Origin of the sequence: Telluribacter sp. (assembly GCF_035998675.1) — a bacterium.
In the GTDB taxonomy this organism is placed as follows: domain Bacteria; phylum Bacteroidota; class Bacteroidia; order Cytophagales; family Spirosomataceae; genus Telluribacter.
This window is the reverse complement of sequence record NZ_DASYHI010000018.1, coordinates 45,754-59,577: the sequence shown is the minus strand read 5'-3', so window position 1 is coordinate 59,577 and position 13,824 is coordinate 45,754. Positions and strand designations below refer to the sequence as shown.

14 protein-coding genes are annotated in these 13,824 nt (G+C 51.2%); 4 read left to right on the top strand and 10 right to left on the bottom strand.

Annotated elements, in window-relative coordinates; genetic code table 11:
* Positions 1-6 precede the first annotated feature (6 nt).
* The 3 genes from VGN67_RS10920 to VGN67_RS10910 form a co-directional block, all read right to left on the bottom strand.
* The gene (locus VGN67_RS10920; RefSeq protein WP_327486857.1) at positions 7-2,286 is read right to left on the bottom strand and encodes a glycoside hydrolase family 95 protein; all 2,280 of its coding nucleotides are present in this window, start codon (positions 2,284-2,286) and stop codon (positions 7-9) included.
* Between the two features lie 189 nt (positions 2,287-2,475).
* Complete coding sequence (locus VGN67_RS10915; protein WP_327486856.1) at positions 2,476-3,597, bottom strand: Gfo/Idh/MocA family oxidoreductase; 1,122 nt, start codon at positions 3,595-3,597, stop codon at positions 2,476-2,478.
* Between the two features lie 216 nt (positions 3,598-3,813).
* On the bottom strand, positions 3,814-4,641 hold the full coding sequence (locus VGN67_RS10910) for a sugar phosphate isomerase/epimerase family protein (RefSeq protein ID WP_327486855.1): 828 nt from the start codon (positions 4,639-4,641) through the stop codon (positions 3,814-3,816).
* Positions 4,642-4,930: 289 nt separating this feature from the next.
* On the opposite strand from VGN67_RS10910, the gene VGN67_RS10905 reads away from it, so the two are divergent.
* Complete coding sequence (locus VGN67_RS10905) at positions 4,931-5,803, top strand: AraC family transcriptional regulator (RefSeq protein WP_327486854.1); 873 nt, start codon at positions 4,931-4,933, stop codon at positions 5,801-5,803.
* 38 nt (positions 5,804-5,841) lie between these two features.
* On the opposite strand, the gene VGN67_RS10900 is transcribed toward VGN67_RS10905, so the two are convergent.
* From VGN67_RS10900 to VGN67_RS10880, 5 genes are all read right to left on the bottom strand, one after another.
* Positions 5,842-6,612 carry a DUF547 domain-containing protein gene (locus VGN67_RS10900; protein ID WP_327486853.1) on the bottom strand — a complete coding sequence of 257 codons (771 nt, stop codon included), beginning with the start codon at positions 6,610-6,612 and terminating at the stop codon, positions 5,842-5,844.
* 214 nt (positions 6,613-6,826) lie between these two features.
* The gene (locus VGN67_RS10895) at positions 6,827-7,606 is read right to left on the bottom strand and encodes a TIGR00266 family protein (RefSeq protein WP_327486852.1); all 780 of its coding nucleotides are present in this window, start codon (positions 7,604-7,606) and stop codon (positions 6,827-6,829) included.
* Between the two features lie 56 nt (positions 7,607-7,662).
* The gene (locus VGN67_RS10890; protein ID WP_327486851.1) at positions 7,663-7,914 is read right to left on the bottom strand and encodes a hypothetical protein; all 252 of its coding nucleotides are present in this window, start codon (positions 7,912-7,914) and stop codon (positions 7,663-7,665) included.
* Between the two features lie 426 nt (positions 7,915-8,340).
* Positions 8,341-9,876 (bottom strand): glutamate--tRNA ligase, encoded by a 1,536-nt coding sequence (gene gltX, locus VGN67_RS10885; protein WP_327486850.1) that lies wholly within the window; start codon positions 9,874-9,876, stop codon positions 8,341-8,343.
* Between the two features lie 91 nt (positions 9,877-9,967).
* On the bottom strand, positions 9,968-10,336 hold the full coding sequence (locus tag VGN67_RS10880) for a RidA family protein (protein WP_327486849.1): 369 nt from the start codon (positions 10,334-10,336) through the stop codon (positions 9,968-9,970).
* Between the two features lie 201 nt (positions 10,337-10,537).
* Between VGN67_RS10880 and VGN67_RS10875 the strand changes: the two genes are divergently transcribed.
* Positions 10,538-11,149, top strand: a complete 612-nt coding sequence (locus tag VGN67_RS10875) for a TIGR04282 family arsenosugar biosynthesis glycosyltransferase (RefSeq protein ID WP_327486848.1) — start codon at positions 10,538-10,540, stop codon at positions 11,147-11,149.
* 2 nt (positions 11,150-11,151) lie between these two features.
* Here the strand turns inward: VGN67_RS10875 and VGN67_RS10870 are convergent, their stop codons facing one another.
* The gene (locus tag VGN67_RS10870) at positions 11,152-11,670 is read right to left on the bottom strand and encodes an acyl-CoA thioesterase (RefSeq protein WP_327486847.1); all 519 of its coding nucleotides are present in this window, start codon (positions 11,668-11,670) and stop codon (positions 11,152-11,154) included.
* A gap of 277 nt (positions 11,671-11,947) precedes the next feature.
* On the opposite strand from VGN67_RS10870, the gene VGN67_RS10865 reads away from it, so the two are divergent.
* Complete coding sequence (locus VGN67_RS10865; protein WP_327486846.1) at positions 11,948-12,160, top strand: DUF2945 domain-containing protein; 213 nt, start codon at positions 11,948-11,950, stop codon at positions 12,158-12,160.
* A gap of 275 nt (positions 12,161-12,435) precedes the next feature.
* Complete coding sequence (locus VGN67_RS10860; protein WP_327486845.1) at positions 12,436-12,984, top strand: RNA polymerase sigma factor; 549 nt, start codon at positions 12,436-12,438, stop codon at positions 12,982-12,984.
* A 113-nt stretch (positions 12,985-13,097) separates the two neighbouring features.
* Here VGN67_RS10860 and VGN67_RS10855 read toward each other — a convergent pair whose 3' ends face one another.
* Entirely contained in the window at positions 13,098-13,787 is a 690-nt protein-coding gene (locus tag VGN67_RS10855) for a head GIN domain-containing protein (RefSeq protein ID WP_327486844.1), read from the bottom strand.
* Between the last annotated feature and the right edge of the window lie 37 nt (positions 13,788-13,824).

The following is a 13,824-nucleotide window of genomic DNA, read 5'->3' as shown; positions in this document are numbered from 1 at the left end:
AAATGCTTAATTAAGTATTACCAGTTCTCCGTTGAAACGGTAGGTCTTCCCCGTTTCAGTCGGGAAGGTGACTGTCTTATCTTTATAGCGTAGGGTACAGGGCTTTCCGGCTTTGGAAACAACCCTAACCGCCTGTAATTTATTGTCTTTCCAATCTAAATCCAGCACAAATCCACCCCGGGCCACCAGCCCCGACACGGTACCTGATGGCAGGGCTGCGGGTAGGGCCGGCAGCAGATTTACCTCATCCAGATGGCTCTGCACCAGGAGTTCGAGTATACCGGCGGCTCCGCCGAAATTTCCGTCAATCTGAAATGGGGGGTGCGCGTCAAACAGGTTTGCGTAGGAACCTCCTCCCGTATTTTTCTTATCTGAATCAAACACCGGATTCAGCAGCAGGGTAATCATTCTGTAGGCGTGGTCGCCGTCCAGAAATCGCGCCCAGAAGTTGATTTTCCACGCCAGGCTCCAGCCGGTACCGTCGTCGCCCCGAAATTCCAGTGACTTCTGCGCCGCTTTGAACAAATCGGGCGTTTGGACCGGATTAATTTCGTTCCCCGGGTACAATCCCCAGAGGTGCGACACGTGGCGGTGCTTGTTTTTGGGGTCGTCCAGGTCGGTCAGCCACTCCTGCAGTTGACCATACCGACCAATCTGGTTCGGAGCAATGCGGGGCACCAACGTTTTTAATTTCGTTGCAAAGGCTGCGTCAGTCTGCAGTACTCCGGCGGCTTCCACGCAGGCCCGGAACAGCTCCCGGATAATCTGGTGGTCCATGGTAGGTCCGGCTACCAGTCCGCCGTTTTCGGGCGAATTGGACGGGGTGCTGATGAGCCAGCCGGTTTTGGGGTCTTCGGTCAGGAAATTGGTAAAAAACTGAGCAGCCCCCTTCATGAGCGGGTAGCCCGTCTTTTGTAAAAATTCTTTATCCTGCGTAAACAGGTAGTGCTGCCAGAGGTGCAGGCTCAGCCAGGCTCCGCCCGACACCCAGATACCGTGGTCGGCGGCATTGATGGGAGCGGCACCCCGCCAGATGTCGGTGTTGTGGTGCAGTACCCAGCCGTCCAGGTTGTAATGTTCACGGGCTACCTTTTGGCCGGTTTCCGACACATCCTTTATCATGGCGAACAGCGGCTCGTGGCATTCCGGCAGCCCTGTCAGTTCGGCGGGCCAGTAGTTCATTTCGGTATTGATATTCACCGTCCACTTGCTGTCCCAGGGGGGCGTCAGGCTCTCATTCCAGATGCCCTGCAGGTTGGCGGGCTGGGTACCCGGCCTACTCGAGGCAATGAGCAGGTAACGGGCGTACTGCACGTACAACGCCAGCAGTCCGGGGTCGTTCTTAGTACTTTTAAATTGAATCAGCCGCTGGTCGGTAGGTACTTCGGCGGTAGTACTTCCGGGCAGCTGAATGGCAAAGCGGTTGTAGAGTTGCTGGTAATCCTGCGTGTGGGCCTTTTTTACTTTCTCATAATCCGAAACCTTTTTGAGGCTGGCTTCTGATAGTGCCGCCGGATTGCCACTAATGTTATCATAGCGTAGGTAGTTGGTAGCCGCCGTCAGAAAGAGGGTGGCCTGGCTGGCGTTCCTAATGCGCAGGACGCCGTTTTCCTGCGTCACCTTTCCATCCGTAAGTACCTTCACCCGCGCTACGGCCTCGAGAGCACCATCTTTCACTTTTACGTTCAGCCGCAGCTCATTGCCCTTTGCCTCTACCGATTTCTGATCGTGCAGCGCGTCGAAACGGGCGGTAAAGTTGAGTGCTTTGGCTTTGCTAGCCGTTAGCCGAATGGCTATAGTCTGGTCGGGATTACTGGAAAGTACTTCGCGGCGGTAGGTCACGCCATTTACTTCATAGGACACCGTCGCCAGCGCCTTTTCTATATCCAGCTCGCGCTGGTACTTCGAGTAGGTACTGTGTCCGGGGAAGTCGAGGTAGAGGTCACCAAAGGCCTGGTAGGCCATTTGCCGGAGTGGATTACCCATGAAGTGCAGCAGAGCCAGCGAGTCCGCCTCCTTCTGTTTACCTGCCGCGAGTAGCTGCCGGATTTGGGGCAGGTACTGGTGGGCTCCTTTATGGGAGGAATCCTGCGGCTTGCCGGTCCAGAGGGTTTCTTCGTTGAATTGGATTTGCTCCGTAGGTACTCCTCCGTAAATCATCCCTCCCAGCCGACCATTGCCCACGGGCAAGGCCTGCGTCCACTGTACGGCCGGCTGCTGGTACCAGAGCCGCAAGGGATACTGCCTACTGGCCGACTGAGCCTCTACCCCATACGAATAACCCATGCTGAGCAGCAGCAAAAGGAGCGTTTTCGTGAAATACAGGTACCGGCACATGCAGTGACTATTGGGATAGATGAAAAGGAAGTATTCGGATAAAAGGGTTGGTCAGGGCTATTCTCCTACTACTATTTTGATGATTATCAGGCAAGTACCTGTCCGAAGGCAGGAAGTACCTTCGGACGGGTCATTTTATCAGGCATTTTTGAAATCAGGTAACTGAATGAGTTTACCACCCTGCAGGGCCGACTCGTGCGCCAGGATTCCTACGCTGGTCCAGTTGGCCGACTGCCAGGCATTCGGGAACGGGTCGCGGTCTTCGATGAGCGCCCGCACAAACTCGTGGGCCAGGTGCGGATGCGAACCGCCGTGTCCGCCACCCTGCACAAATGACAGGTGGGCGTTTTCATCCAGATTATACACCCCGTGTCCGGTAAACTGCTGGATTTCTTCCGGCAGCAGGTGCGCGTAGTCGGGCGTTTTGACCCGCTCGGGTATTTCGTGTTCGGGTTTCTTGGCGGTATGTATTACCGGGTCTTCGCCTTCAATGAGTGGCCACTCAAATGATTTTTCGCTACCGTAAACCTCGAAGCTCTCGCGGTACTGGCGGGCGGTATCAAACAAAGAACGGTACACGTAGGCCGACAGGTCGCTGTCCTTGAACTTAATGTGCGCCGACTCCACTGCAAAAGGTGAGTTGTGGATCTTTGCCAGTTCCTCACGAATGGTACCCGAACCGAAGCAGCTTACATACTCCGCTTCCAGTTTGAGCAGGCCCGCCACCGGTCCTACGCAGTGGGTAGCGTAGTGCATGGGGGGAAGACCCGGCCAGTAGTCCGGCCAGCCGTCCATGTCCTGCTGGTGGCTCGCCTTCAGGAATTGTACCTTACCCAACTCGCCTTTTTCGTACATTTCTTTGACAAACAGGAATTCCCGGGCGTAAACCACCGTTTCCATCATCATGTACTTCAGGCCCGTTTCCTTGCATACCTTCACAATTTCCATGCAGTCTTCCACCGACGTAGCCATGGGTACCGTACAGGCCACGTGCTTACCGGCCCGCAGGGCTTTCAGGGTTTGCTCGGCGTGGTTGGGGATGGGTGAGTTGATGTGAACCGCGTCTACGTTTGGGTCTTTGAGCAGCTCATCGTAGTCGGTGTAGCGTACATCCACACCAAATTCGTCCCCTACGGCGTTCAGTTTTGACTGCGTGCGTTGGCAGATGGCGTACATGTTCACGTCCGGGTGACGCTGGTAAATGGGGATAAATTCCGCCCCAAACCCAAGTCCAACGATAGCTATGTTAATCTTTTTCATTGGTAGTTAAAGGTATTAGCTGATTGATTTTGTTTTTCAGGAGCTAAATGGTTTCAGGATACGTAACAGTTAGCAGGTGTCGCCCCTCCGGGGCTCAGACTACCGGTTGAAATTTGGTTACTACTAAGTTGTAGCTCCTATGGAGCTTTCCAAAAATGGTTATAGCCGGGATTCATCAATAGGTACTTAGTTATTAGCCTCCTTACTAACACTCATTCACTCATTCACTCTTTCTCTCATTGACTTAATAAACGCCAGTCCGTCGCGCATGAGTTGTTCTTCCGAGTCGAACATCTGGCGCCAGATATTGGCGGCGGGTAGTTTGGGACTGAAGGCTTCGATGCTCAGCCAGCCGTCGTAGTTGATATCCTGGATAGCCCGGAACACGCCCGCCCAGTCCACGTTGCCTTTGCCGGGGGTAGAGCGGTCGTTTTCGGAGAGCTGAATAAACTCAATGCGGTCGCCTAACTTCCGGATGGCGTCTCCGATGTTTTTTTCCTCAATATTGGCGTGGAAGGTATCAAACATGATACGGCAGTTGGGGTGATCCACCTCATCCACGAAACGCGCCAGCTCGTCGCTGCTGCTGGTCAGGTACATTTCAAAGCGGTTGAGGTACTCCATGCCCAGCACAATCTCCTGCTGCTGCGCGTAGTCGGCCAGAATCTGGATACCTTCGACACCGCACTTCCATTCGTCGGCCGTAGCCGAACTACCCGTAAACACCCCGAGGGCCGAGTGGTAAGGGCCCATGAGCCGGCCGGCACCCAGTACTACGGCACAGTCTACGCAACGCTTCAGGTACTCGAGCGCATGGGCACGCACGGCCGCATCGGGACTGATGAGGTTTACGTCGGCACCGCAGAAAGTATCGGCTTCGCGGTGCAGCCCCAGTTCGTCCAGCTTTTTGCGCCAGCTGTGCCAGGCATCCGGATTTGGATTAAAGATAGGTACTTCAACGCCCTCAAAACCAATTTCTTTAATGAGTTCAAGCGTAGGAAAAAGACTCTCGTCCACCTGGGTTCCCCACAGGAGGAGATTCATACTGTATTTCATGTTTTGTATGCTTTAGGCCGTAAGCTGTAGGCTATATGCTTTGAGAGTTTGATTTCATTCGCGTAGAGTAGCTAAAAAGCGTGTATCAAGACAACGGGCAAGACTGCTTTTTTTCATAAAAGAGCCTACTGCCTAAGGCATACAGCTTAAAGCTTCACAACCAGAGTACAATTTTACGAAAAAAAAGTACCACAAACTTTTCTGGTATTGATTAGTTCTGACTTTATTTTGACTTATAAATAAAAATAGCCCGAATTTTAAGATAAAATTTAGCCAGATGAAGTCCGCTCTACGTAAAACCATTGAAAGTCAGGTTCGCTCTTTTACCGTGCAGAAGTTACAGGAGCCGCATTTTGACCCTAACTGGCACTTCCACCCGCACTACCAGCTTTTCACCGTGCTGGAAGGCACGGGTACCCGCTTCATCGGCGATTCTATTACCCCGTTTGAGCCCGGCGATACCGTTTTTCTGGGACCGAATATACCGCACCTCTGGCGCAGCGACGCCTGGTACTTTGAGGAAGGAGCGCAGCTGACCACCCGGGGTATAGTACTTTATTTTCAGGAAGATTTTCTGGGGAAAGATTTCTTTACCCGCCCCGAGCTAAACCCCATTGCGCAGCTGTTGGAAGAGTCGAAGCGGGGGTTTCAGTACGTGGGCGGGGCGCGGCAAAAGATCCGGTCAGAGCTAACGGAGCTGCTTCACCTGGACGGCCTGCCGCGCATCCTGCGGCTGCTGGCGCTGCTCGACGAACTGGCGCACAGCACCGAAGGCAGCTCTATTGCCAGCTTTGGCTACGTCAATACGCATAAGGTTTCTGAAACGGAGCGGATGCAGAAGGTACACGAGTACGTCATGCAAAACTACCAGCAGGAGATACGCCTGACCGAAGCCGCTTCGCTGGCCGGTATGAGCGAGGCGGCTTTCTGCCGGTACTTCAAGACCCGCGCCAACAAAACCTTTACCGACTTTGTCAGCGAAATCCGGATCGGACAGGCCTGTAAGTTGCTGCTGGAAGATAAGCTGAGTATCTCCCAGATTGCCTACGAAAGTGGCTTTGATACCCTGTCCAACTTCAACCGGCACTTCCGCCGGATAACCGGACAAACACCCCGGAAATACAAAAAAGCCTATACCATACCGGTATAGGCTCTCTTAAAGTGGGATTGGCTGGGTACTACTTTTTACTATTGTTCATTCAACGGCCATTTGTATTCCATATAGGAAACAGACCCTCCTTCTTTGAGGTCAGTTGAAGCGTACTTGTTGATCCACTTCTCAATGGACATTTGTTTCTTGAAGTCTCCTCCGTACCAGTCGAAAATCTTGGAAACGCTGGCTTTGTCCTTGGTCACGACATTTGTGCGGGGATTATTCAAAAAACTTTTTCCCTGATCGTCAAGCTGCTTGTCCAGTTCTTTGGGTGTATAGGCCTCGTCGCGCAGGGGCGGGCAGGACAGTGCCGCGCACACCAGCGCAAAGTGATAACGGGGGTCGTCGAACTGCTTACGAATAATACCGTGCTCAATGTTGTTGAGGTCCATTTTCTTCCCGCCTATTTCAATAAACTTAATGTCCCAGGGGGTATTTACAAACGGAATTTTAATGGAAGAGCCAATATCCTTGATACTTTTTATGGGATAATGTTCCAGTACCAGGTCAATGGTGTAGGCGTTGTAGGCATTGATCCAGTACGCAAGTTGCTCGTCTTTGCTCCACGTTTTGGGATTGGGCGCGTTATTGCTCAGCTGTTTCAGGTATTTTTTTAGCTCGGCCCGGTCGGCTTTGAAGCCTTTGTAATCTACCATTCCTTTATTATCCACGTGCTTTTTCAGCAGCTTGTCCCACACGTCATGGCTGACATCAGAAGGGGCGGAGTCGGACGCGGGAGCCGTAGTACCACAAGCGACGAGAAGTACGGTAAAAACGCCAAAAATTATTTTAGTCAGGTTGTTCATAGTCATTTATCTGGTAGCAGGTCAGTAGTATGAGTAGTACCAAAAGTAAAACTATTTCTGCCCGCTGTGTAACATTTATTTTAGTATATATACGGGTTTAAGCCCATTCCGGATGTAAAGTACCCGAAAAATCAGTATTAATTGTATCCAAAAAACAGCCCCGGTAACTGCCTGCGCAGTTACCGGGGCTACTGTACCGGGCCGGTCAGCGGGCTTAATCTTCAAACAGATTACCCAAACCACCCAGTACCGATCCGCTCTCTTTTTTGGCGTTGGGACCACCTACCGACAAGCGGTCAATGAGTTTGGAAATAGGCATGGACTGGATCCAGCAGCGACCGGTACCCCGAATGGTAGCCAGGAACATACCTTCACCGCCAAATATCATGGATTTAAGACCGCCCGAACGCTGAATATCAAAGCTCAGAGTAGGCTCCAGGGCAACCACGCAGCCAGTGTCGACCCGCAGGGTTTCGTTGTTGAGCTGCCGCTCAATCATGACACCACCGGCGTGTACAAAGGCCATACCGTCGCCGCGCAGCTTCTGCAGGATAAATCCTTCGCCGCCAAACAGGCCCGAGCCGATGCGCTGGTTGAAGTGGATATTCATGCTGGTACCCAGGGCAGCGCACAGGAAGCCGTCTTTCTGCACAATCAACTCGTTGCCGTAGATTTTGCTCAGGTCAATGGGCATAATAGTACCTGGGTAGGGCGCCGCAAAAGCTACTTTGCGCTTGCCGTACCCGCGGTTGGTAAAGTGGGTCATAAACAACGACTCACCCGTAATGAGACGGGTACCGGCCTGAAATACTTTGCCCAGGATACTCTGGTTGGCCTGCGAGCCGTCGCCCATTTTGGTTTCAAACTGAATGCCGTCTTCCATAAACAGCATGGCACCGGCTTCGGCAATCACCGTTTCGTTGGGGTCCAGTTCTATTTCAACGATCTGGATATCTTCACCAATAATTTTGTAATCAATTTCGTGTGAGGTCATGGGTATGTAAGGTTTGTGGTTTTACTGGTTAAGTAGCTGATAATTAAGCCGTAGTACTATTCTTCTTCCTCTCCCTCCTCCGGCTTTTGTTTCGATTTCCGGGTTTTGCGGCCGGGTATGTCGTTGCGGTCGCGAAGTTTTTTATCATCTACATTCTTATTCAGAAACTCATTGATCTTGTCCATATCGTAGCTGGTGTTGATCTCCCCAAAGGTGTTGATCTGGATATCAAAACCTTCCAGGTCTTTGTGAACCCGTGGGCGTTCGTTCTCGTCCTTTTCGTTTTCAGTGTTTTTTTTCTTCGCCATAGCGTTAGGTGGTTTGAGTTTGGGTGGGACAGGTACCGAACCGTAAACTAAGTACCTGATTTGTATAGAACAAAAAAAACCTGCCACCTTCACGAAAGTACACAACCTGCCGCCGAATGGCAACCCGATTTCAGTAAGCGGTTCTACTGCCCTATACCTGGTTGTTTTAGACGGGCGGGCGGTAGGGGAAGAATCATTGAGTGAGTTGTGATTGAGTGAATGAGTGAGTAAGTAAGGTACGGAAGGCTCATTGAAGTTTTATCTTTTGTCACTATTAATTATACCTGGGTCAATGTTCGTGTGATCTTCCAGATAAATTTAACAAAGACTACTTCTAACAAATAAAGTCCTGACTGGAAGGCCCGAACAGGGTTCGGGCCTTCCAGTCAGGACCTTCGTTGAATATGTACCTAAAAAACAATTCTACTACACCGGCAACTTATCAATGGCATGCTGCAGGCGGCGCATAACCTCTTCCTTACCCAGAATCTCCATCGTAATCATCAGGTCAGGGCCCGCTCCTACGCCAGTGAGTGCCAGGCGCAGGGCCTGCATGACTTTACCCGCTTTGATGCCGAGGCTTTCCAGGGTATGGTGCAGGAGTTCTTTGATGTTATCAGCGGTAAATTCACCTTCGTAGGTACTTAGCGCGTCGCGGAAACCACCGATGGCACGTAACGCTTCTTCGTTCCACCGCTTGGCTACCACAGTTTCATCGTAGCTTTCGGGAGCGCTGAACAAAAAGGCCGACTCGTCCACAATTTCCCGCGCGAAGTAGACCCGCTCTTTCAGCAACTGGACAATTTTGGTCGCCTGCTCGTCGGTGATATGGATGCCCTTACCGCTAAATACCGGTTGTATCTCCCGGACCAAGGTCGCGTCGTCCTGCTGCTTGAGGTACTGCTGGTTAAACCACTTTCCCTTTTGAATATCGAAGCGAGCGCCGGCCTTATGTACGCGGTCAAAGCTGAACGCCTGAATCAGGTCGTCCAGGGTAAATAGCTCCTGCTCGGTACCGGGGTTCCAGCCCAGGAAAGCCAGAAAGTTAGTGGTAGCGTCGGGCAGGTACCCTTCTTCCCGGAAGCCCAGGGCTTTGTCGCCGGTTTTGGGGTCGGTCCATTCCAGCGGAAAAATCGGGAAGCCTCCTACGTCGGCGTCCCGCTTGGAGAGCTTGCCGTTGCCGTCGGGTTTGAGCAGGAGGGGCAGGTGGGCAAACTGCGGCATGGTATCGGCCCAGCCCAGGTAGCGGTACAGCAGCACGTGCAGGGGCGCCGACGGCAGCCACTCTTCCCCCCGTATCACGTGGGTAATACCCATCAGGTGGTCATCTACGATGTTGGCCAGGTGGTAGGTAGGCATGCCGTCTGACTTGAGTAGTACCTTATCGTCCACCTGCGAGGAATGTACTACCACCCACCCGCGAATCAGGTCGTTGAACCGGATGTCGTCCTTGGGTTGTACCTTAATCCGGATTACGTACGGGTCACCGCTATCGAGGCGGTGCCGGGTTTCGGCGGCGGAGAGCGTCAGCGAATTGTTCATCTGCAAACGCGTGATGGCGTTGTACTGAGCAGCGGGAACGTTGGCTTCTTCCAGACGCTTGCGCATGGCATCCAGTTCTTCGGCGGTATCAAAGGCGTAGTAGGCCTTGCCCTCCTGCACCAGCCGCTCGGCGTACTGACGGTACATCTCTTTCCGCTCCGACTGCCGGTAGGGCGCGTGTGGGCCACCCTGCTGCGGGCCTTCGTCGATTTGAATACCCACCCAGGCCAGGGCTTTCAGAATGTACTCTTCCGCACCGGGTACGTAGCGATTCTGGTCGGTATCCTCAATCCGGAGTAGCATGTCTCCGCCCTGCTGCCGGGCAAACAGGTAGTTGTACAGGGCCGTCCGGACGCCGCCAATGTGAAGCGGCCCCGTTGGGCTAGGGGCAAATCTTACTCTAACTTTTTGTTTATTCATTTTGTTTTAAAATATTCATAATTAGCGGGTAAGTACCTGCCTAAGTACCTCCGCCCGGAAATAAAGTGTCAGTAGCCGGGGCTATTTGAGGCTATTCTACGGCAATCACCGAGATTTCAACGTTGACGTCACGGGGCAGGCGGGCTACCTGAACGGTTTCGCGGGCGGGAGGCTCGCTCGTAAAGAAGCTTCCGTATACTTCGTTAATAGCCGCAAAATCATCCATATTTTTCAGGAAAATACTGGCTTTCACAATGTGGGAGTAATCCAGTCCGGCGGCCTGTAGGATATGTCCGATGTTTTCCATTACCTTGCGGGCCTCGGCCTGTACATCTCCGCCGGTGGCCAGTTCCAGGGCTATTTGCCCGGATACGTACAAGGTACCATTGGCCCGCACCGCCTGGCTATAAGGACCAATGGCGGCCGGGGCATTTTCAGAAAAAATGATTTCTTTTCCCATAATTAGGTTTTAGCTGTTAGTAATTTGTTAGTAGCTATAAGCTAAATGAATTTTGTTTGTGATGATGCATCTACAGATAGGCTGAGAAGTCGTTCCCACTACTATCTTAAAACTATATATATACAAATTGTCATGAATCAGGTAATTAGTTAACCTAAGTACTACCCGCTACCAGCTACCAGACCGCAAAATTACCAAAATATGCCGCGTAACGCCCTGATTATTTTTGTAAAAAACCCAATTGAAGGAAAAGTAAAGACCCGCCTGGCCAAAACCGTAGGCCATACCAAAGCCGTGGAGGTATACCGGGAGTTGCTGGAATACACCCGAAATCTGACTGATTCGTTGCCTTCGGAAGACCTGCACCGCACGGTTTACTACGGTGATTTTGTAAATGAAAATGACCTCTGGAACGGCTACGCCAGGTACCTGCAAACCGAAGGCGACCTGGGCCTGCGGATGCAGGAAGCCTTTCGGGAGCAGCTCGAAGCCGGGGCGGAGCGGGTAGTTATCATCGGCAGCGACTGCCTGGACCTGCGCCCTACGCATCTGCAGCAGGCTTTTGAAGTACTTCACGAGTCCGATGTAGTACTTGGCCCCTCTACCGACGGCGGTTACTACCTGCTGGGCATGACCCGACTGCACGAAATGCTGTTTGAAGAGATGCCGTGGAGTCAGCCGGAGCTGCTGGAAAAGACAATATTCAAACTTCAGCAGCACGGGCTTAAGTACCAGCTCCTGCCCCCCCTCACCGATATCGATGAGTGGGACGACTACCTCCAGGCCAAAGAACGCCTCCTCAGCCGTCCCTGATTTTACTCCATCTCAAACAGGGCCTTCAGTTCAGTCGCCTCCTGCGGACTCATGCGCCCAGCCAGTACCAGCCGCAGCTGACGCCGGCGCAGAGCACTGGCGTACAGTTCATTATCCTCATCGGTTTCGGGTTGCAGTTCGGGTACTTCAATGGGGCGGCCGTTCTGGTCAACGGCGACAAAAGTGTAGAAAGCCCGGTTGGTACTTACCCGCCGCCCGGCTGGTATATCTTCCGCCCATACTTCTATAAACACCTCCATCGACGAGTTGAAGGCCCGGGTAACCTTAGCCTTCATAGTGACGATATTGCCCAGTTTTATGGGTTCGGTAAAGGAAACATTATCTACCGAAGCCGTTACCACAATACGATTAGAGTGCTTTTGGGCCGAAATAGCGGCACAGATGTCCATCCAGTGCAGCAGCCGCCCACCCATGAGGTTATTAAGGGTATTCGTATCGTTGGGTAGTACCATTTCAGTCATCGTCACCTCTGATACCCGGGCATGTTTAGGTTTAAGCATAGGGAATTACTATTAATGATTAAATTAGTTTTGGCGATTTTGTGGAATGCAATTTCCACAAAATCAAAATTGTTTCAGACTTTTCCCAATTTGTCCCTGCCTATACTCATCTCCCGCTGCTGCTTTCGCCATTCTTGGCTGAATTGCTTCTGGCACAATATTATTGACTAAAAGTAACCAACACAAGCCAAATAGGGCTGTTAAGTATGCCAGTGGCAAAACAGCCACTCAGCCAAAGGGTTCATTTCCGGATACTACTGAATAAGTATTTACCAATATGATACGACAAGGTACGCAGGTGCGCTGGAAATGGGGTAAGGGATATGCCGAGGGCAAAGTAAAGGAAACTTATAACAGCGAAATAGAAAAAACCATAAAAGGTACCCCTGTAAAGCGAAACGGCTCAAATAATGACCCGGCCCTGCTTATAGAACAGGAAGACGGGACGCAGATCCTGAAATTAAAAAGTGAAGTTGAAAGAGTGAAGTAGTGAAAATATAAAAGATAATAACCACCTAAAACTAAAACGCTGTTCAACACCAGCAGGGGCCGGTTTTGATAGCCATCATAAAAACTTATTATACAAATAATCGCCATTTTTATAACATCAATCCTATACACACAGTTGCGAAAAAGTGATTCAGAATAAACCTACCTAGTTAAAGGTACACCCTGACCAGTTCCTCTTCTCAACTCTCTTTATAAAAGTAATTCAGTAATAAGTCAGTTTCCACTAATAAATGAAAAATAAAAGCCCCAGAGTCTATGGCTACGAAAACATACAGTTATTCGGAAAGTGATCTGATAGCCTCACTGAAGAGAAATGAGAGGCAAGCATTTGAATACCTTTACGATAATTACTCAGGCACATTGTATTGTATTATTTGTAAAATAATCAAGGATGAGCAGAAAGCAGAAGACGCCATGCAGGAGTCTTTTCTGAAAATCTGGAAAAACATTCAATTCTATAGTAGTGATAAAGGGACCTTGTTTACCTGGATGTTAAATATTGCCCGCAACACGGCTATTGATATTCTCCGAAAAGACAGACGCGTTGACAATAGCAAAGGAACCCTATTTAACGGGCTGGACTTCGGTTTGAATCCTTTTATCAGTTACCAGCCACTTGCTTCCACCTTTGACCTGAAAGACCTGGTGGACCGGCTGCGTCCAGAACGGAAGGTACTGGTAGACCTGGTCTATTTTCAGGGATATACCCACGAAGAAGCCTCGGAGAAACTGAGCATGCCCTTAGGAACGGTAAAATCCCGGATCAGAACAGCCCTTCAGGATTTAAGGGTACTTTATATATAGATACTACTGCCACGAAACTACACTAAACCTACACTAATAATTACTATCAGCTACCTACCAAAAGAGCCGGGCAAATGCCCGGCTCTTTTGGTAGGTAGTCATGTACGTTAGGATCAATTCATCCGCCGGACGGAGCTGGCACCCGAAGTACTGGACCGGACTTCCCGCGCGCTACCGGAGTAGCTTATGCTGCTGGCCCCGCTGGCGTCGGCTCTGAGGGCGGCGTTGGCAACCACGGAGGCCTTACTGGCTCCGGAAGCACCCAGATTGGCCTCCCGCACCGGGAAGCTGTTTCCCCGGAATACAGAAGCACCTGACAACTCCCCGTTCAGTACTTCGGCTTTGCCGTTCAGGGTCAGTACCGACGCCCCCGAAAGTTCCAGCTGTACTTTGGCAGCTGTTACATCCATGGTTACCCTGGAAGCCCCGGAAACCTCAATATCCATATTTTTATTGCTGTCAAAGCCACTTACGTTGGCTACGCAAGCGCCCGAGAAATCTACTGCGTCCAGCGAAGGCATGGTAATGTTTATATTCACCGTTTGCCGGCGGTTGTTCCATTTTTGCTCCTTATACCGGATGCGCAGGGTACCGTTCGAAACGTTGGCTTCCATATCGTCCAGGTCCTGCTTTTGGCCGGAGGCGGTTACGCTGTAGGTACTACCCTGCTTTACCTGAATCTTGAATGCGCTTCCCATGGAAAGCTTAGAGAAATTAGAAAGGTTGTAGGTCCGGGTTTCGTCGGCGGCGGCCACGGCTACCGATGCTACCCACACTACACAGATAAATAGTATTTTTTTCATGACCAATTAGTTTTAGTTTTAAGAAAGATGGCGGAAC